16 protein-coding genes and 1 other annotated feature are annotated in these 19,640 nt (G+C 39.3%); of the genes, 2 read left to right on the forward strand and 14 right to left on the reverse strand.

The genetic code is table 11. The features are described 5' to 3' along the window. Positions 1-275: 275 nt before the first annotated feature. The 4 genes from SAZ04_RS01035 to fadR form a co-directional block, all read right to left on the reverse strand. On the reverse strand, positions 276-1,253 hold the full coding sequence (locus SAZ04_RS01035) for an electron transfer flavoprotein subunit alpha/FixB family protein (protein ID WP_332689665.1): 978 nt from the start codon (positions 1,251-1,253) through the stop codon (positions 276-278). 238 nt (positions 1,254-1,491) lie between these two features. After that, entirely contained in the window at positions 1,492-2,262 is a 771-nt protein-coding gene (locus SAZ04_RS01040) for an electron transfer flavoprotein subunit beta/FixA family protein (protein ID WP_332689673.1), read from the reverse strand. A 114-nt stretch (positions 2,263-2,376) separates the two neighbouring features. Beyond that, on the reverse strand, positions 2,377-3,150 hold the full coding sequence (locus SAZ04_RS01045; RefSeq protein ID WP_332689676.1) for an enoyl-CoA hydratase: 774 nt from the start codon (positions 3,148-3,150) through the stop codon (positions 2,377-2,379). A 23-nt stretch (positions 3,151-3,173) separates the two neighbouring features. Next, on the reverse strand, positions 3,174-3,758 hold the full coding sequence (gene fadR, locus SAZ04_RS01050; protein ID WP_332689678.1) for a fatty acid metabolism transcriptional regulator FadR: 585 nt from the start codon (positions 3,756-3,758) through the stop codon (positions 3,174-3,176). 598 nt (positions 3,759-4,356) lie between these two features. Here fadR and SAZ04_RS01055 point away from each other — a divergent pair. After that, a complete protein-coding gene (locus tag SAZ04_RS01055) occupies positions 4,357-4,491 on the forward strand; it encodes a hypothetical protein (RefSeq protein ID WP_332689680.1) in 135 nt (44 codons plus the stop codon). A gap of 479 nt (positions 4,492-4,970) precedes the next feature. Here SAZ04_RS01055 and SAZ04_RS01060 read toward each other — a convergent pair whose 3' ends face one another. The 9 genes from SAZ04_RS01060 to SAZ04_RS01100 all read right to left on the reverse strand — a co-directional run bounded on the left by SAZ04_RS01060 (position 4,971) and on the right by SAZ04_RS01100 (position 17,910). Beyond that, positions 4,971-6,677, reverse strand: a complete 1,707-nt coding sequence (locus tag SAZ04_RS01060; protein WP_332689935.1) for a long-chain-fatty-acid--CoA ligase — start codon at positions 6,675-6,677, stop codon at positions 4,971-4,973. Between the two features lie 421 nt (positions 6,678-7,098). Continuing rightward, positions 7,099-7,512 (reverse strand): DUF350 domain-containing protein, encoded by a 414-nt coding sequence (locus SAZ04_RS01065; protein ID WP_332689682.1) that lies wholly within the window; start codon positions 7,510-7,512, stop codon positions 7,099-7,101. Positions 7,513-7,526: 14 nt separating this feature from the next. Beyond that, the gene (locus SAZ04_RS01070; RefSeq protein ID WP_332689685.1) at positions 7,527-9,884 is read right to left on the reverse strand and encodes an endonuclease MutS2; all 2,358 of its coding nucleotides are present in this window, start codon (positions 9,882-9,884) and stop codon (positions 7,527-7,529) included. A gap of 87 nt (positions 9,885-9,971) precedes the next feature. After that, on the reverse strand, positions 9,972-11,702 hold the full coding sequence (polX, locus tag SAZ04_RS01075) for a DNA polymerase/3'-5' exonuclease PolX (RefSeq protein WP_332689688.1): 1,731 nt from the start codon (positions 11,700-11,702) through the stop codon (positions 9,972-9,974). A 318-nt stretch (positions 11,703-12,020) separates the two neighbouring features. Further along, a complete protein-coding gene (locus SAZ04_RS01080; protein ID WP_332689691.1) occupies positions 12,021-12,560 on the reverse strand; it encodes a CvpA family protein in 540 nt (179 codons plus the stop codon). Between the two features lies 1 nt (position 12,561). Next, on the reverse strand, positions 12,562-12,837 hold the full coding sequence (zapA, locus tag SAZ04_RS01085; protein ID WP_332689694.1) for a cell division protein ZapA: 276 nt from the start codon (positions 12,835-12,837) through the stop codon (positions 12,562-12,564). Positions 12,838-13,205: 368 nt separating this feature from the next. Continuing rightward, positions 13,206-15,632: a phenylalanine--tRNA ligase subunit beta gene (gene pheT / locus SAZ04_RS01090; RefSeq protein ID WP_332689697.1), complete on the reverse strand. Its 2,427-nt coding sequence runs from the start codon at positions 15,630-15,632 to the stop codon at positions 13,206-13,208. 13 nt (positions 15,633-15,645) lie between these two features. Further along, entirely contained in the window at positions 15,646-16,680 is a 1,035-nt protein-coding gene (gene pheS, locus SAZ04_RS01095; RefSeq protein ID WP_332689938.1) for a phenylalanine--tRNA ligase subunit alpha, read from the reverse strand. Positions 16,681-16,865: 185 nt separating this feature from the next. Next, positions 16,866-17,092, reverse strand: a binding site (T-box leader). 62 nt (positions 17,093-17,154) lie between these two features. Continuing rightward, on the reverse strand, positions 17,155-17,910 hold the full coding sequence (locus SAZ04_RS01100) for a TrmH family RNA methyltransferase (RefSeq protein ID WP_332689700.1): 756 nt from the start codon (positions 17,908-17,910) through the stop codon (positions 17,155-17,157). Between the two features lie 127 nt (positions 17,911-18,037). Between SAZ04_RS01100 and sspI the strand changes: the two genes are divergently transcribed. Further along, positions 18,038-18,244, forward strand: a complete 207-nt coding sequence (sspI, locus tag SAZ04_RS01105) for a small acid-soluble spore protein SspI (RefSeq protein ID WP_332689703.1) — start codon at positions 18,038-18,040, stop codon at positions 18,242-18,244. A gap of 231 nt (positions 18,245-18,475) precedes the next feature. Here the strand turns inward: sspI and SAZ04_RS01110 are convergent, their stop codons facing one another. After that, positions 18,476-19,567: a M42 family metallopeptidase gene (locus SAZ04_RS01110; protein ID WP_332689706.1), complete on the reverse strand. Its 1,092-nt coding sequence runs from the start codon at positions 19,565-19,567 to the stop codon at positions 18,476-18,478. Positions 19,568-19,640 lie beyond the last annotated feature (73 nt).

A 19,640-nucleotide genomic window follows, 5' to 3' on the forward strand; every position in this document is an offset into this window, starting at 1 on the left:
TGTTTCACTATTTGAATTCAACACGATTATACCAAACAGTTATCCTCCTGGCGAATAAGTTGCTTGAGAAAATTAGAATTCCCCCTAAAAATAGCTTGGATCCATCCTAGGTTACGCATAGTTTTATCTCCGCTTTTAAAAAAGAGTGTCAGTGCTTCTTACATTTCTTCATTTCATACTTTCCCCTATTGCTATTTTGTCATACTCCTATGATTGATGAACGATCACATTCGACAATGAAAAAGAGAAGGTCTTCACCTCCTCCTTGACAGTTACTAGTTTGATACTAAGCTGTTTTTTAATTCTTCCGTTAATATAGGGACAATTTCAAACAAGTCTCCAACGATGCCATAATCAGCCACTTCAAAGATTGGCGCCTCTGGATCTTTGTTAATGGCAACAATGACTTTTGAATTTGACATTCCCGCTAAGTGCTGAATGGCTCCTGAAATCCCAATCGCAAAATAAAGGTCAGGAGTAACAACTTTCCCTGTTTGACCAATTTGAAGTCCATAATCGCAGTAGTCCGCATCACAAGCTCCACGAGAGGCTCCAACAGCACCGCCTAGTAGATCTGCAAGTTCTTTAAGTGGCCCAAACCCTTCTTTGCTCTTCACACCACGCCCCCCAGCTACAATGACGTTAGCTTCCGACAAGTCAACACCTCCCGTTGCTTTACGAACGACATCATGTATCGTTGTTCGAAGGTCTTTAATATCAACCTTCATAACAGAAACGTCTCCGCTACGGGAAGGATCTGGTTCATGTGATGCTATATTATTTGGTCGAATCGTTGCAAACACCACACCTTCTTTCACTTTTTTCTTTTCAAAAGCCTTCCCAGAGTATATTGGACGAGTAAATATAGCCTCCCCACCATTTACTTCAACGGTAACAGCATCTGATACCAAACCTGCATTTACTTTCATCGCAAGGCGTGGTGCTAAATCTTTTCCAATAGCCGTATGTCCAAGAATAACACCTTCTGGTCTTTCGACATCAAATACTTGTAATATCGCTTGTTGATAAGCATCGGTCGTATAACTCTTTAAGTCGGCGTGATTGACTACAATTACACGATCCGCTCCGTAGTGAATGAGCGTTTCTGATAAACCGTTTACATTTTCACCTAATAAAACACCGACAACTTCCCCACCATCAGATACTGTCTTACCTGCAGCAATCGCTTCAAATGAAACGTTACGTAATTCTCCATCTCGTACTTCCCCAACTACTACTATTTTTTTAGCCATGATTACCCCTCCTACTAATGTATTTTTAAAACGAGTGCGTTTTGAGATAGTCCCCAAAGGGAAGATCACCCTTTTTGAACACCAAATTAGCCACTAAAGAAGAGTGTGCAATGGCTTCACTCGCCGCACGCCTACTATGAGAAACCCGCTCATAGTAGGCTTAAAACATTGCGGCGGCTTCGCTCATTGCGTTTTGAGATAGTCCCCAAAGGGAAGATCACCCTTTGGGGACTATCTCTTAAATAACTTTCGCTTCAGATTTAAGCAATGACACAAGCTCTTTTACTTTAGTTACTGAGTCACCTTCGAGAATTTTTCCAGGTTGCTTTTCAGGAGGTAAGTAGATTTCTACTGTTGTTGTTTTTGCTTCTACATCATCTACATCTAGGTCCAGATCATCTAAGTCAAGCTTCTCTAATGGTTTTTTCTTTGCCTTCATAATACCTGGTAAAGATGGATATCTTGGCTCGTTTAACCCTTGTTGTGCGGTTACTAGAACTGGAAGAGAAACCTCAATTGTTTCCTCATCCCCTTCTACATCTTTAACAATCGTAGCGACTCCATCTTGCACTTTTAACTTTGTAATCGTTGTCACTTGTGGCATTCCTAAGAGCTCTGCCACTCGAGGACCAACTTGACCAGAACCACCATCAACTGCGACATTTCCGGCTAATACAATGTCAACTTCTTGATCTTTTAAATAAGTTGCAAGTAGAGTAGCTGTCGTATATTGGTCTAGTTCATCAATTTCCTCACTATCAAGTAAGATAGCTTTATCCGCTCCCATGGCTAATGCTTTGCGAAGCTCCTTTTCTGCTTCTTCTTCCCCAACTGTTACAACCGTTACTTCACCGCCATGCTCATCACGTAGAACAATTGCTTCTTCAATGGCGTATTCATCGTATGGGTTAATAATAAACTCAGCTCCGCTATCATCAATTCGATTACCGCTAATCGCAATCTTCTCTTCTGTATCAAACGTACGTTTCATTATGACAAAAATATTCATATTCGTCCCTCCTAATAAAGTATAGTGTTCAGGGCACTACACACTTCTCATACCATTTACAATTGCTTCGAGTTTGTTTCCAAAGGTAAAACCCGACCTTTTGGAACTAACGCTTTAATAGTTTTTGAAGTTTGGTGAACGCTTTTCAATAAATGCATTTATTCCTTCTTTTCCATCTGAAGAATCAAACACTTGACCGAATAACTCGGCTTCACGAATCGAACCATCTTTATGGTGTGTTGGACGATTGTAACGTAAAAGCTCAAGTGCAGCCTTAACAGATACCCTGCTTTTAGCAGCGATTTTTTTTGCAAGTTTATTAGCTTCTTCCAACAGAGTTTCCTCAGAATGAACCTGATTAACAAGCCCTACCATTTTTGCATCGGAACCGGTAATTGGATCGCTCGTTAACACCATTTCTGTCGCTTTAGCTGTTCCGACAATATGAGGAAGACGTTGACTTCCAGAAAAACCTGGGACCAGACCAAGCTGAAGTTCTGGTAACCCAAGCTTCGCATCCTCCGTTGCTAGTCTAATATGGCAAGCCATCGCAAGTTCTAATCCACCACCTAAAGCTGCTCCATGTATAGCAGCTATAACTGGCTTCTGATACTCTTCGATTCGATCAAACAATTGTTGCCCATTTCGTGCAAGCTTGGCGAATTCTGTCCCATTCTTCACACCAGTAAACTCTTTAATATCAGCTCCTGCTGCAAAGAATCTACCCTTTCCATGTAGTAGGAGAACGTGAACGTCTTCATTGCCTTCAAGTTCTGTTAGTACTTGATCAAGTTCTGTTAGTACAGAACTTGAAAGAGCATTTGCTGGCGGTTTTTCTAACGTAATGATAGCAACCCTTTCTTCAACTTTCACAGTAAAAAATTGCACATTTTTCACTCCTCTCCCGAAGGTTATGCACGAAACCCACGCATAAGCATTTGATGTACTGGTTTCGCTGATGATGCTAAATGATATTTACAATCTTTCATTACCCAATTTGTGACAACCTCATCTAATGTACCAAAAACCATTTGACGAGCTAGACGATTATCAAGATCGGCTCGGAAATAGCCATTGCTTTTTCCTTCCGTTAATAATTCTTCAAGTAATTGCAGATAATCTTTTAAAATCTCATTAATTTTTAGACGAAGGTCCGTATTTGATTGCCGTAGTTCAAGCTGTGTTACGATAGCTAGTTGTTTATCTGTTTGGAGCTGTTCAAAATGCATCGTGATTAAAAGTAAAAACTTTTCATTGATCGACGATTCTAGAGTAATACGATCACGAATTTTGCTAACAAAGCTTCCCATTTTCTCTTCAAATAATGAAGTCAATATATCCTCTTTGTTCTCAAAGTATAAGTAAATGGTCCCGTCAGCTACACCTGCTTCTTTGGCGATTTTCGATACTTGTGCTTGATGGTACCCGTGATTAGCAATAACTTTTACAGCTGCTTCTATAATCTGGTTGTATTTAGGCCCTTTTTTCTTTCCCACTGTCGTCTCTCCTTTTTATGAATGAATATTCATTCATACATCTTATTTTAGTGAAAAAGAATGAAACTGTCAATGATCCACTACAATTTATCAGAAAAATTTAACTCGATTTCTTTTCTTCTTCTTCAGTTAAAACTCTTTTTGAAATTCTTCCCATATCATCGTTTTTTGTAATTATTTTTAAATTCATTTACGAGGATGAATCCACCAGCTATAATTATATCTTTTTTTGCAATCAATAATATAGAAGAAACCATCTTTCAAAGCTTTCTTCCTCTCTTCTTAATTGTAATGAATGTTCATTCATTTCCCTATAGGTTTTTACTACTTTTTTTAAAGTCAGTGGTTTTAGGTTTTAGGTTTTAGGTTTTAGAGCTTTTCTCTAGTGAAATAATAGGGAAAGAGGTGATTTTTTATGAAACGTTTGTTTTAGTTAGTCGGCGTTTCTAGTTTGGTCATCGTTTCTTGTTAGGGTAAAGACCCAGTTCAACCGATAACCCCAGACCAAGGCAATGGCAATGGAACGGAGGCCGTTCCTGATTCAAAAAAAGAGGAAGAACAAGGTGAGTTAGGTGCAAAAGAAGGAAGAGATGAGGAGATGTCTTTTAATGAGATAATAAATACGTATCTTCCTTTTACCGATTATGATATGTACCATGATGCTACAGGTTTAGGAGAAGGGATGACTTTTCTTACTACGAGCGAACCATTTGTTCTTGCCGAGGGCCATTAAGGGCAGGCAGTAGCTTTTTATCGAATACTTGAAATTGTTGAAGAGGATAATAGGATTGTCATTACGCATGATTACAGAGAAGGTAGTGAAGAATTCGAGTCGATTCACAGCGAACTCGCGAATGGCATTTCTGCCTTTGATTTACTTGAGGAATTTAAGGATAAAGATCAGAATGCAAACATCGTTTATTTTTCATCCACAAAAGAGCGGAAAGAAATAACACTTATTGATGGACAAGAAATTACAACCCTTCCTGTTCAAGTCGATGATATCATTTACCACTTCGCTAAAGAAAAAGGGCTCGTTCAAATCCATTATAAAAGTGAAAGTGTGATTGAGATGTTTGGTGAGATGCAAATGGCTGAGCAAAATCGTCATTTATAGAAAACTAAGGGTCTGACTCCTAGAGCACAATTATGGGGGACCCATACAAGCGCTGTTCAGTCGGGATCAGACCCTTTTAAGGCAGCTAGTTACCTTCATTCATTGCTCACTTTTTCTTCTAACGCTTGCTTTTGTTTTTCTTCTTCTACCAGTACGCGACGAAGGATTTTTCCAACTAGTGTTTTAGGTAGTTCATCACGAAATTCATATAATCTTGGTACTTTAAAAGCTGCCAGGTGTTTTCTGCAATAGTCATTTAGTTCCTTCTCCGTAAGTGCACTTCCTTCTTTTCGGACAATAAAGGCTTTCACCGTCTCTCCACGATACTCATCAGGCACTCCAATTATAACCGCTTCTTGAATTGCCTCATGTTCATATAAAACTTCCTCAATCTCTCTTGGATAAATATTAAATCCACCCGCGATAATCATATCCTTCTTTCGGTCAACGATATAGAAATAACCTTCTTTATCCATGTATCCCATGTCACCTGTAAGAAACCAATCATCTTTAAATACTTTTGTCGTTTCTTCTGGTCGGTTCCAATAGCCTTTCATTACTTGAGGCCCTCGGATAGCAACCTCCCCTACTTCACCAATATCTGCTGGCTCTCCCGTTTCAGCTGACATAATAACGGCTTCCGTGTCAGGCCACGGGAGACCAACGCTTCCCGACTTGCGTTTTCCCCAAATTGGAGTTGCAATTGCAACTGGCGAGGTCTCAGTTAACCCATACCCTTCAACAAGTTTACCACCTGTTAGCTCTTCAAATTTCTGCTGTACTTCTAATGGCAGCGGGGCTGCTCCACTTAAACATGCTTTGATCGATGATAAATCATGATCTTTAATAGCAGGGTGATTAATTAGAGCAACATACATCGTTGGAGCTCCAGGGAACAGCGTGATTTTTTGTTTTTCAATTGTTTTTAGGACAGCTTTCGGATCAAACTTTGGCAAAATAACCGTAGTATACCCATTCATAATGCCTAAATTCATACTTACAGTCATTCCGTATACATGAAAGAACGGCAAGGCAGCTAAGCCCTTTTCTTGTCCGGCAGTTGTCTTATACGTCCAGTGAATACATTGTATCGTATTCACAACAAGGTTTTGATGACTGAGCATAACTCCTTTCGCTGGACCAGTGGTTCCTCCAGTATATTGAAGAAGTGCTAGGTCTTCGACAGGGTCCATCTCTACCTTCACGACAGTTGTTTTTCCAATCTTTAAAAAAGGTTTAAAGGCAAGTGTATTTTTATCATAGACAACATCAACTTTTATGCCAGTATTTTTCTTTTGAACAAATGGATAGAGCAAGTTTTTTGGAAATGGTAGATAGTCTTTAATGCTTGTGACGATGACATATTCTAGGTTGGTTTTCGACCGTACTTTTTGAACTTTTGGAAATACAAGATCTAGACAAATAATGACTTTCGCTCCCGAATCAATTAATTGATGCTCTAACTCCCTCTCCACATAAAGAGGGTTCGTCTGGACAACTATCGCACCAATCATTAGCGCTCCATAATAACTAATAACTCCTTGTGGACAGTTTGCGAGCATAATTGCAACTCGATCACCCTTTTTTACTCCAAGCGATTGTAGTTGATTGGCAAACTTTTTTGCCTCGGTGTATAACTCAGTATAGGTCATTTCCTTTCCAAGAAAGTGAAGAGCAACATGTTTCGGATATTTTTTTGCTGACCGTTGCAAATAGTCATGTAAACAGTTCTCATCATATTCAATCGAGTGCGGTACTTCTTCGGGATACTGTTCGAGCCAAATCTTATCAACCGTTGTCATTACTATCTCCTCCTCACCAATATAAGCTTGCTCCTTTCTCATAGTTCAATCTCCTCTACCACCATTGTATTGTAATCGCTTACAATATTGAATCATTTTTTTTAGAAACTGTACGATTTCGTCAAAATTCATTTAAAATAGTGCATTTCCCCTATGTTATTTCCTTCTGAATCCTCTTGATTAACATGGACCAACATCAAAAAGCAGACCACATTGTAGTAGTCTGCTATAAAAAGTTCGCCACTTCTGTACTAGCGCCGCCTTCTCTTAAGGAGCAAAAAAGATCATAAAAATAATGCCCGCTAAAATAAATGCCCCACAACTGACATATAAAATTTTCATTAATAACTCCACTACGTACGTCTCCTTTTCCTCTGTTCCAGGAAATGGTGCAATGGCTCCATTCACTGCCTAAAATTAGTTAACGTCCAATTACACTTGCTCCGATAACATAAGATAAACCAACCGATATTATCATGGCGATTAACCCAACAGCGCGATTATCACGTTGTATTTCTTCATCAACCTTAAAGCTTGGCGTCAAAAATTCAAACATAAAATAACTAAAAAGCAATAAGAGAAACCCGAGTACTCCCCAACCAAGCATCGTGAGAATAGAATCAGAATGTTCAATCGAGTGCCTAAATATATTAGCCATTCCAAAAATCTTTCCCCCAGTTGCTAGAGCCACGGCAACATTTCCTTCTTTAATCTCATGCCAGTTTCGATAGCTTGTTACGATTTCAAAAATCGCTAAAAATAAAACAAGAGCAAGCAAAGAGACACTATAATAGGCAATTGTTCGAATCCATTCATATTCAAATAATACGTCCATTCGTTTCGCCTCTCTTATTTTAATTCAACAACGGTGTTTCCAAGTCCACCTTCATTCATTCCACCATCACGTTCTCCTTTAACTTGGGGGTGTTTTTTCAAGAGCTGCTTAACACCTTTACGAAGAGCTCCACTCCCTTTACCGTGAATGATTGAAACTTGATGATAGCCAGCAAGAAGGGCATCGTCAATATATTTCTCCACAAGCCGCATGGCATCTTCAAATCGCTCACCACGTAAATCCAATTCTGATTTCACATGAGATTCTCCTCCACGAATCATGGCAAGCGGTTTTGTTTCTACTGGCTTCTGTCGATCAAGAAGCTGGAGGTCATCTTTCTTTACTTTCATTTTCATAATTCCCATTTGGACTTGGAATTCATTGTCACTAATTTTATCAACCACAAACCCCTTTTGACCAAAACTAAGAACTTTGACTTCATCACCGGCTTGAATATTCTGCTTCGCTTTAGCCACGTCTTTCTTAATTTTCTTTTGTTTAGATGTTAATTTCGGAGTAGCTTGCTCCAGATGCTTCTTTGCATCAATAATCTGATGTTCTTTAACAGAAAGACCTTCTTTTTGCATCTCCCGAAGTTCTCCGATAATAAGTTCTGCTTCTTCTTTTGCATTTTTAACAGCTTTCTCAGCCTTTTCTTCTGCTTCTTTAAAGATTCGCTCCTTCTCCTCTTCTAGACTCTCTAATTGTTTAACGAGATCAGCTCGTAGCTTCTCTGCTTCTAGTCGGAGCGATTTTGCTTCCTCTCTCTCACTTTCAGCTGATTTTTGACTTGTTTCAAGAGAGGAAATCATTTTCTCAATTTGATTGGTTTCGCTATCAATTTGCTCTTTTGCTTTTTCGATCACTCTTTCATCAAGCCCAAGTCTTCTTGAAATCGCAAATGCATTGCTTCGCCCTGGAACTCCTATTAAAAGACGGTAAGTCGGTCTTAACGTTTCAACATTAAATTCTACACTAGCATTAATCGCTCCTTCACGATTATAAGCATAGCCTTTTAACTCGCTATAATGTGTTGTTGCAACAACACATGCTCCGCGATTATACACGTCATCTAGAATGGAAATGGCAAGAGCAGCCCCTTCGGTTGGGTCTGTCCCTGCCCCTAACTCATCAAAGAGAACCAAACTTTGAAAATCAACTTTATCTAAAATGTCCACGATGTTCGTCATATGAGAAGAGAATGTACTCAAGCTCTGCTCAATTGATTGTTCATCTCCAATATCGGCAAACACCTGTTTAAAAACAGCCAGTTCAGACTCTTCTTCAACTGGCACGTGTATACCCGATTGCGCCATAAGAGTGAGCAAGCCAACCGTCTTTAATGTGACGGTCTTCCCTCCTGTATTTGGACCTGTAATAATCAAAGAACGATATTCGCCACCAAGTTCAACGTCAATTGGGACTACTTCATCTTCTTCTAACAATGGATGACGTGCCTTTTTTAAATACATATATCCATCTTCATTTAGTATCGGCTCTGTTGCTTTTATTTGCTTTGCATAGCGTGCTTTCGCAAAGATAAAGTCAAGAATTGCAAGAACGGTGAGATTATGCAAAAGCAAATCGGCTATTTCAGCTACTTGAGTAGAAAGAAAAGCTAAAATCCGTTCAATTTCTTGCTTTTCTTTGACCCTGGCTTCGCGTAGTTGATTGTTCAATGTGACGATCGCTTGTGGCTCAATAAAGAGCGTCGCGCCAGATCCCGATTGGTCATGGACAATCCCTCCAAATGAGCTCCGATATTCTTGTTTAACAGGAATCACAAAACGATCATTTCGAATTGTCACAATGGCGTCTGATAACATTCTCTGTGTACTAGAAGAGCGTGTAATGCTTTCGAGCTTCGACCGGACTGAAGACTCATAGCTTCGAACTTGCTGACGGATCATTCGAAGTTCTGAGCTAGCAGAATCAAGAACATGACCATTGTCATCTATGCATTGCTTAATTTCACGTTCAACATCGGTTAAAGCCTCGATTTGCTCGGCATATTCATTAAGAAGTGGTAAGCCGATTTCTTCTTCTACCATTGTATGGATGAATTTCTTTAGTCTACGTCCTCCATAAATCGTACTAGCAATCGCTATTAACTCTGTAGCAGCAAGAGCCCCACCTATTTTAGCCCTTTTAGCATTTGCTGCAACATCTGTAATTCCGCCAAGTGGTGCCTGCCCCTTTAACCTTAATACTGTCGCACCTTCTGCTGTTTCCTGCTGCCATTTTCGCACTTCTTCTATATTGATAGACGGCTCTAACGCCTCAATCTTCTGTCTTCCTAAAGAAGATGACACATGGTCGAGCAGTTGTTTCTTCATCTTTTCATATTCTAATACTCGTAATACTCGTTCCATTTACGTAACTCCTTCACCTTTTTAAGAGAAAGACCATTCTCTCACTGCCTTATTTAATAATGACATCCTATCTTCATTTTAAATGTCTTAATTCTCATATCGACGAAGATATTTTTGCAAACGTTCCAACGGCCAAGTATTCATTACAGAGTTTGATTTGAGCATGGCCTTTCTAGCTACAGCTGTGCCATAAGACATTAAGTCTAACGATTCCTTATTATGAGCATCCGTGTTAATTGCCAGAACAACTTCAGCTTCTTCTGCCTTTTTTAACCAATATGCAGATAAGTCTAAGCGATGTGGATTAGCATTTAACTCAAGTGCTGTATTTGTTTCTTTAGCCAATTGAATCAGCATCTCTACATCAACATCATATCCATCACGACGACCAAGAAGTCGCCCTGTTGGATGAGCAATTAAATCAACATGTTTGTTTTCAAGTGCTGTCTTTAATCGATACATAATCGTTGAACGATCTTGCTGAAAAGAAGAATGGATCGCCGCAATGACAAAATCAACTTCTGAAAGAATGTCATCTTCATAGTCGAGTGTTCCATCAGGCAAAATATCCATTTCAATTCCTGTTAGAATCGTAAAGTCATCATAGTGCTCATTTAGTCTACGAATTTTTGCATGCTGTTCTTTTAAACGCTCTACCGATAACCCATTAGCAACTCTTAAGAACTTCGAATGATCGGTAATCGCAATATACTCATATCCTCGCGCTTTCGCTGTCTCAACCATCTCCTCTATCGAGTGAGCCCCGTCACTCCATGTCGTATGCATATGTAAATCACTTCGAATATCTTCATTGGTCAAATAAATAGGAAATTCTTTTCTTTTAGCAGCTAATTCCACTTCCCCTTGGTCTTCTCTTGCTTCTGGAGGAATGTATGGAAGCTGAAAATGGGCAAAGAACTCTTGCTCGGTTTTAAAGGTCTTTACTTCACTCGTTTCCAAGTTCTCCACACCATACTCACTAATACTTTCCCCTCGTTTTTTCGCCAGTTGTCGCATTTTCACATTATGGTCCTTCGATCCAGTAAAATGGTGCAGCGTCGTTGCAAATTCCTCTGGCAGAACCATTCTAAAATCAACTGATATCGGAAAATCTGTCGTGATTTCAACAGAGACTTTCGTATCTCCATTAGCTATCACTTTGCTCATTGCTTCAAGTTCAAGTAGTCCTGATTTCACTGTTTCTGGGTCTGTTGTCGCAATGATAAAATCCAAATCTTTCACTGTTTCTTTCATTCTACGTAAACTTCCTGCTCGTGAAAAACGCTCAACACTTGGCATGTCAGTTAAAGCACGTTCAATCGCTTCTGCTATCGGTAATACGATAGGAAGAGCTAAACGTTCCGGACGTGTATTCGCTTCTTGAATCGCAATCAAAATTTTTTCTTCTGTTTTCTTCCCGAACCCTGCTAATGTCTGAACTTTCTTTTCTTCACATACTTGTTGAAGTGTATCCATATTTACTACTTGTAACTCTTTGTATAGTTTCCCTATTTTTTTTCCTCCTAGACCAGGAAGCTTTAAAAGAGGTAAAAGACCTGACGGCACTTCTTCTTGCAGTTCCTTTAACAATGAAGATTTCCCCTCATTCTTCAACTCAAGAATGACTTCAGCCGTTCCTTTTCCAATTCCATTTAATGATACTGGATTATCGATTTCAACTAACGTACGCTCATCTGATTCTAATGCTAACGCTGCCTTTCGGTATGCAGATATTTTAAAAGGATTGTCTCCTTTAATTTCTAAATAGGTTGCAATCGTCTCAAGACAACCTATTACATCTTTTTTATTCATCTTCACCGTTCCTTTCCTTCTATTATCCATCATACCGATAGTTGGCAGACAAAATCAACGGTTGTTACTTAAGAAAACCGACTGTGTCGGTTTTCTTAAAGCAATGAACATAGCCGCTACCAAGATTTTAAATCAGCCATTGCCCTTCTTCAAGTAATCAAAAATCCTCTTCGAACATACCTTTACACTGCTTAACTCGTTATTCGAATTTTATAAGTTACCTTTAAAAAAGGTATGGAAAAGGATAATAATCCCTTTTTCCATACCTTCAAATAGTAAGTGAAGCTATAATTTTTTTGGTCTATACGCTAAACAGTTGGTCGACTACAATTGATTATTTATCCATAGTTCCTTTAGCCACACTGATAGAAAGGGTGTATGGTTAAGCATGACTTGAACTACAATTGATCGCTGCATCACATCCTGAACAACTTCCATCGGAAGAAGCGCCACAACAAAAAGAAGAACAAACAAAATAAGGTATGTCTCTACAAAACAGAGAATTCCACCAAATAATTGGTTGATGGTACGCAATATTGGTAAGTAAGCAAGGAAATCCAACATTGAACCTAGTAAATGTAAAACAATTTTTGTTGCAAAAAACAGAATAGCAAAAGCAATACCAGAGTAGTAAACACCTTCAGCATCAAAAGTATTAATAATCATACCAACCGTACTATCTGATGAAAATTGAGGATATGGAATCCATAATCGAATATAGGTTGCTAATTCGCCAAAGTACTTATAAGCTACGACGATGGCAACAATAAAACTTACTAGGTGTATAATTTGGAGAATAAACCCTCTTCTTCTACCAATAAAGAAACTGCAAAATAAGATAAATAGAATTAGAAAGCTAAGCATGTTATTCGTCTCCTGTCGTTCTTTCTTGGTTGACTTTTTCGTTTAACCTTTCATTTTCCTTTAGTAACTTCATATAATCATCAACAATGTTAACCGCTGTAAGAACAGCTAAACGGGTTGTATCAAGGTAAGGGTTTCGTTTTCTTATTTCTCTCATTTTATGATCCACTATATGAGCCACTTCTTTTACATGTGCCGGAGGCTCTTCACCGACGACTGTATACTGTTGACCATATATTGAAACAGTTATCCGTTGCTTTCCACTTTGCTTTGCCATGGAAAAGCCTCCTATCTCTATCTGCCAGTTGAATCTATAACTCCAATAAAATCCTACATTCTATCATAACATGAAGATTTAGTTATTGAAACAAAGTGTTATCAAGAAAATGTGAGAATTATGACACAAATGTAGACTTCGCACAGTTAAATTTAAAGAGATTGTTACAAGAAAGGCGGATTTCCTTGTTGAATAATCTCGAAGCCATGCGACTTCCTAGGAAAAAAGGGGAGAACGTTTTTTAAATTATGACTAAGAAAAAAGAAGGTGCTCAAAAAGGGCTACCTTGACTAGTTAGCTTCAAATATTGAGCACTAGCGGGTAGCCCTTTTGAATTTTTAGTCACCTTCAACAATTGAAAGGGATCCTTATCCTCTTAACGCTGCTCCTACGTGTTCTTCGAGCATTTTCAATACTTGTGTATGCGCTTTTGTTACTTCCTCGTCTGTTAATGTACGTTCTGAATCAAGATAGGTTAACGAAAAGGCGAGTGATTTCTTCCCTTCTTCCATATGCTCACCTTCGTATAGGTCAAAGAGACGAACTTTTTTCAACAGTGCTCCTCCTGCCCAACGAATGACCGCTTCCACTTCTCCAGCAGAACGATGAGCATCGACAACAAGGGCAATGTCACGAACCATTGCAGGAAAACGTGGCAAATCCTGATACACAACTGGCTTCGTATCATGCTTCAAAAGAACTTCTAATTCAAGCTCGTAAACGTACGTTTCTTTTAATCCTAACTCCTTTTGCAAGGCTGGGTGTACTTGACCGATAAAGCCAACTTCTTTCCCATCGAGCAATATTAGCGCTGTTCTACCTGGATGCATATCAGGCAATTTCGCTTGTTCAAATACAATTGGCTCTGTTAGACCTAATTCTGCGAAAAGACCTTCAAGAATACCTTTAACTACATAGAAATCGACGGACTTCTTTTCTCCTTGCCAGCTATGCTCATGCCATAAACCTGTCAAAGCACCTGTAACCATTTCTTTTTCAGTCGGTTGTTTCGTTAACGAATCTTCATCTGTTAAGAAGATCGAACCAATTTCAAACACATGAACTTCTTGATTTTTACGATTAATATTGTAACTAAGAACATCAAATAAATGCGGTATCAAACTTGTTCGCATTGTACTTCGATCTTCACTCATTGGCATCGCTAAGCGAATCGGTGAGTTATTAGTTGTTTCAAATGCAAATCCTTTTGCTTTTTCAGGACTTGTTAATGAATACGTGATCACTTCAGACAAACCTGAAGATGCTAATACGTGACGAACATGGCGTCTCTTTTTCTGGTATTCAGAAAGAGCTCCTTGAGTTGTCGCCCCTTTAGGAAGTGTTGTTGGAATATGATCATATCCATATAATCTTGCAACCTCTTCCATTAAATCTTCTTCAATTTGAATATCGGAACGACGAGAAGGAACGGTCACATGCAAGACATCGCCATCTTGCTCATACGTAAATCCTAATCTTGACATAAAGGAAGCTGCTTCCTCCATGGATACACTCATCCCTAAACGATTGTTTACTCGTTCTAAATCAAGGCGGACTGTTGCCATCTCATAAGAAAGGACATCTTCTTCCACAACACCTGATACAATTGTTCCTCCAGTAAGTTCAGCAATCATAGCAGCTGCTCTTCTACCAGCTGCAAGCACTCGGTCTTGATCAACACCTTTTTCATATCTTGTACTTGCATCACTTCGAAGTCCTAAGTCACGAGAAGCTTTCCGAATCGTTGCTCCCTTGAAATAAGCTGCTTCTAAAAGTACAGTTGTCGTTCCATCATGGACCTCTGAAGTTGCTCCACCCATAACACCAGCGATGGCTACAGGTTCGTTGCCATTTGTGATGACAAGGTGATCACTTGTGAGCGTACGCTCTTGCTCATCAAGCGTGACAATCTTCTCGCCACCTTGCGCGCGACGAACCACTACTTCTTTTGAACCAAATCGATCATAATCAAATGCATGAAGTGGTTGACCATATTCAAGTAACACATAGTTTGTTACATCGACAACATTGCTAATTGGGCGAATCCCTGCTGCCATGAGACGATTCTGTAACCACAGAGGAGACGTGCCGACTTTTACGTCCTTAATAATAACCGCTCCGTAATATGGATTATCTTCACTTGCCTCAACAGTGACACTGATGTAATCCGAAGCTTCCTCTGCGTTTGTTATGACTTCAATGTTTGGCAATGTCACTTCCCGTTCATATAGTGCACCGACTTCATAGGCTACCCCTAACATATTTAAACAGTCTGAACGGTTTGGAGTTAAATCTAATTCTAATACTTCATCATCAAGATTAAGTGCTGCAAGCGCATCACTACCAACTTCTACTTTATCGTTGAAGACATAAATACCTTCAGTGAATTCTCTTTGTACGAGTTTACTCTCGATTCCAAGCTCTTGTAAGGAGCAAATCATTCCTTGAGAAACTTCACCACGAAGCTTTGCTTTTTTAATTTTGAAATTCCCTGGAAGAACGGCGCCTACTTTTGCCACCACTACATGTTGACCACTCGAGATATTTGACGCACCACAGACGATTTGTACAAGTTCTTCTTCACCTATGTCCACTTGGCAAACATTTAATTTATCTGCATTTGGATGTTGCTGACATTCTTTTACGAATCCGACAACAACACCTGATACACCTTGGTTTAATTGATGAACAAAATCAATTTCGATTCCACCACGAGTCATTTTTTCTGCTATATCACGAGCTGTAAGATCTTCTATATCAATATAATCTTGTAACCATTTATATGAGACTAACATTTAGACTCCTCCTTTACACCCGTTTGAATTGCGCGAGAAAACGCATATCATTTGTATAGAAATGACGAATATCATCAATGTCGTATTTTAACATTGCTAAACGCTCTACACCCATCCCGAATGCAAAGCCACTATATTTTGTTGAGTCAAACCCACTCATCTCAAGTACACGTGGGTGAACCATACCTGCACCAAGCACTTCAATCCATCCTGATTGTTTACAAATACGACAGCCTTTTCCTCCGCACATTCCACAAGAGACATCGACTTCTACAGACGGTTCTGTGAATGGGAAAAAACTTGGACGTAAGCGAATTTCACGATCTTCTCCAAAGAATGATTTTGCAAACTGTTCAAGAACTCCTTTTAAATCACTCATACGTACATTTTCATCAACGAATAGACCTTCAATTTGCATAAATTGGTGGGAGTGTGTGGCATCATCATCATCACGGCGAAATACTTTACCAGGACAGATGACTTTAACTGGACCTTTTCCTTTATGTAACTCCATCGTTCTTGCTTGAACAGGTGACGTGTGCGTACGCAAGAGAAGTTCATCAGTAAAATAGAAGGAATCTTGCATGTCTCGTGCTGGGTGGTCCTTCGGTAGGTTTAACGCCTCAAAATTATAATAGTCCACTTCAACTTCTGGACCTTCCGCAACAGAAAAACCCAGTCCTAAAAACGCCTTTTCTACTTCCTCAACTACTTGTGTTAACGGATGAATTGAACCACCTTGTATTGGGCGACCTGGCAATGTCACATCTATACTTTCCCTTGCAAGTTGCAATTCAATAGCTGCTTGCTCAAGCTCAACTTCTTTTTGATCTACTTGTTCTTTAATTGCATCTCGAACGTCATTAGCCATTTGTCCAATAATAGGACGTTCTTCAGCTGAAAGTTTCCCCATCCCACGTAACACTTCGGTAATAGGACCCTTTTTTCCTAAATAAGCGACTCTCACTTCTTGCAATGCCCGCACATCTTCAGCAACAGCTACCTTCGCTAATGCTTCATCGCGCAAAGCTTCTAATCGATCACGCATCATTTTTCCTCCTTTAGTTTAAGAGCTTGTCAAAAAGGTAATAACCGACCTTTTTGACTCCATATTCGTTTATCCATATTGGTTGCTAGCTGTTCCGCTCATTGCGGTCTGAGTTTGTTCAAAACGGTAAAAAGCAACCGTTTTGAACAAACTCTATAACCAAAATAAAGAGCCTTCGCTCCCGCAAAAGGGACGAAGACTCGTGGTACCACCCTTATTAATGAGGGGGGTGCCCTCATTATCTTCATTGCTGTAACGGTCGAAACCGGAACACCTTCACAAGGTTCACTTGTGGTCCAGTGTCTGCTCCAGAGTGAATTCTGTCTTTCCTTCCATAAAAATGCTTTCAGTCTAAGGCATTTTCTCCCTGAATGGTGGCTAAAGGCATACTACTCTCTTTCTTTGCATTTCACTATATACGGTTGATTTATTTATTATAGTGAATATAGTTTCGTGATGCAACCTTCTTTCTGCTTATCCTCTTAAATAATACAGTAAAATCCCCGCTGCTACAGCAACATTTAATGATTCAGCATGACCGTGAATCGGAATGTAAATATTTTGATCCGTAATTTCAAGTAATGATTTGGCTACACCTTCGCCTTCATTTCCCATAATCAAAGCAAATTGAGCTTGTGGCTCAATGGCCGAGTAGGAGCTTGCTCCTTCAAGGGACGTTCCAAATACAGGAATTGAAGCTTGTTTAAATGTTTCAATCCATGTCTCTAAATCACCTTTTACGACTGGAAGGTTAAAAATGGACCCTTGAGAGGCACGAATCGCTTTGCTATTGAATACATCGACACTTCCTTCACCTAGAATAACCCCCGTCATCCCTGCAGCATCTGCCGTACGAATCATCGTCCCGAGATTTCCTGGATCTTGAATCCGATCCAATAACAAGTATCGACCTTCTAAGCTGTCCACTTTAGGTACAGTAGGGATTACACAAATAGCTACAATTCCTTGGGGAGTCTCAGTTTCAGAAAGTTCCTTCATTACTTGGTCGCTAATAAGAATGACGTCTTGATCTTGTACAGATAATGTAGATGGTAGAACGACCTCTTCTGTCATTAATATATATTCTACGACCATCTTTGCCTTGATCGCTTCTTCTACAAGATGATAGCCTTCAATAAGAAATCGACTCGATGTCTCTCTGCCTTTTTTTGTATGTAATTTTTTCCAACGTTTTACATGTTCATTTTTTACTGAGTCAATTCGTTTCATGTTCTACTCCTTTGACACTTCTTTCTCATTTCATCCATCATACCCATTTTTTTCGTCATAATCTAGTCCATGCTGATGCATACTATAAATAGATTCATTATTACCTTCAAAAAAGGAGTGTTTCAATATGGGATTTAATTTACGTGGGGCGATTATGTCCAACATTCAAGGAAATTCAGAACAAGAAGTGGAAGCAACGATTGTTGATGCCGTTCAAAGAGGCGAAGAAAAGATGCTTCCTGGTTTAGGTGTTATGTTTGAAGTGTTCTGGAAGAATGCGAATGAACAACAAAAAGATGAAGTTTGCCAGCAAATTAGTCAAGGTTTACAATAATTAAAGAATGCATGATTAGTGGGAAAGCGCTAGTCATGCTTTTTTTGTTAGTCCTGAACTCTTTAAATCGCGTGCATTCATTCTTTTTTATACGATGAATCAGCTATTAATACAAAACTTTGTATGGCCAACATGAAAGATACAGGGGACGTTACGTTTTTAAGTGAAGCTCATAAAAAAGATAACTCAGATAAGTCTGAGTTATCTTTTTTCATTACATGATACCAACTATCAAGATAGATCAAACGTAATCTTTTCAACTGTTTCTTTGTCGAGTTTTTTAATCACTTCGACAATCAGCTTTACTGTATTTTCATAATCATCACGATGTAACATTGCTGCATGAGTATGAATGTACCGTGTTGCAACCGTGATTGATAATGCTGGTACTCCATTTGCTGTTAAGTGTATAGCACCGGAGTCTGTTCCCCCTCCTGCCATTGAATCAAATTGGTAAGGGATATTATGTTCATCTGCAGTGTCTGTGACAAACTCACGTAATCCTTTATGGGAAATCATCGATGCATCGTATAGAACGATTTGTGGTCCCTCTCCCATTTTGGCAAGTGCTTCTTTCTCGGTAATACCAGGTGTATCGCCTGCAATTCCTACATCGACTCCAAATCCAATATCTGGTTGAATCAAATGAGCAGACGTACGTGCTCCGCGAAGGCCTACCTCTTCTTGAACCGTTCCAACTCCATAAACTGTGTTCGGATGATCGACTCCTTGTAACTCACGTAATACATCAATTGCAATGGCACAACCAATACGGTTATCCCACGCTTTAGCCATTAAAAGTTTTTCATTTTTCATCACGGTAAACTCACAAACAGGAACAACGGAGTCACCAGGACGCACTCCAAATTCAACTGCTTCTTCTTTGCTTGTAGCGCCAATATCAATAAACATATCTTTTTTATCAACCGGCTTTTTACGTGCTTCAGGAGCTAGAATATGAGGTGGTTTTGACCCAATTACACCTGGGACATTACCTTTTTTCGTCATAATTGTCACACGTTGAGCAAGCATTACTTGCTCCCACCAACCACCAACTGTTTGGAAGCGTAAGAACCCTTTTTCATCAATACTTGTTACCATAAAGCCTATTTCATCTAAGTGACCAGCAACCATGATTTTAGGACCGTCAGCCGTCCCCGTTTTCCTCGCAACAAGACTTCCTAGCTTATCTGTTGTTACTTCATCAGCAAATGGTGAAATGTATTTCGACATAACCTCACGAGCTTCGCGTTCATTCCCTGGAACCCCATTAGCATCTGTTAAGTCTTTTAACATTTGTAAACGTTCATCAAGTTTTGTCATTATGTATGCCCTCCTCCAATATCTTCCTTACTTTTAGTATACAAAAAATGATTTCACCACTCAAATGAACTGA

The organism is Halalkalibacter lacteus, from assembly GCF_036663595.1.
Taxonomy (GTDB): domain Bacteria; phylum Bacillota; class Bacilli; order Bacillales; family Bacillaceae_D; genus Halalkalibacter; species Halalkalibacter lacteus.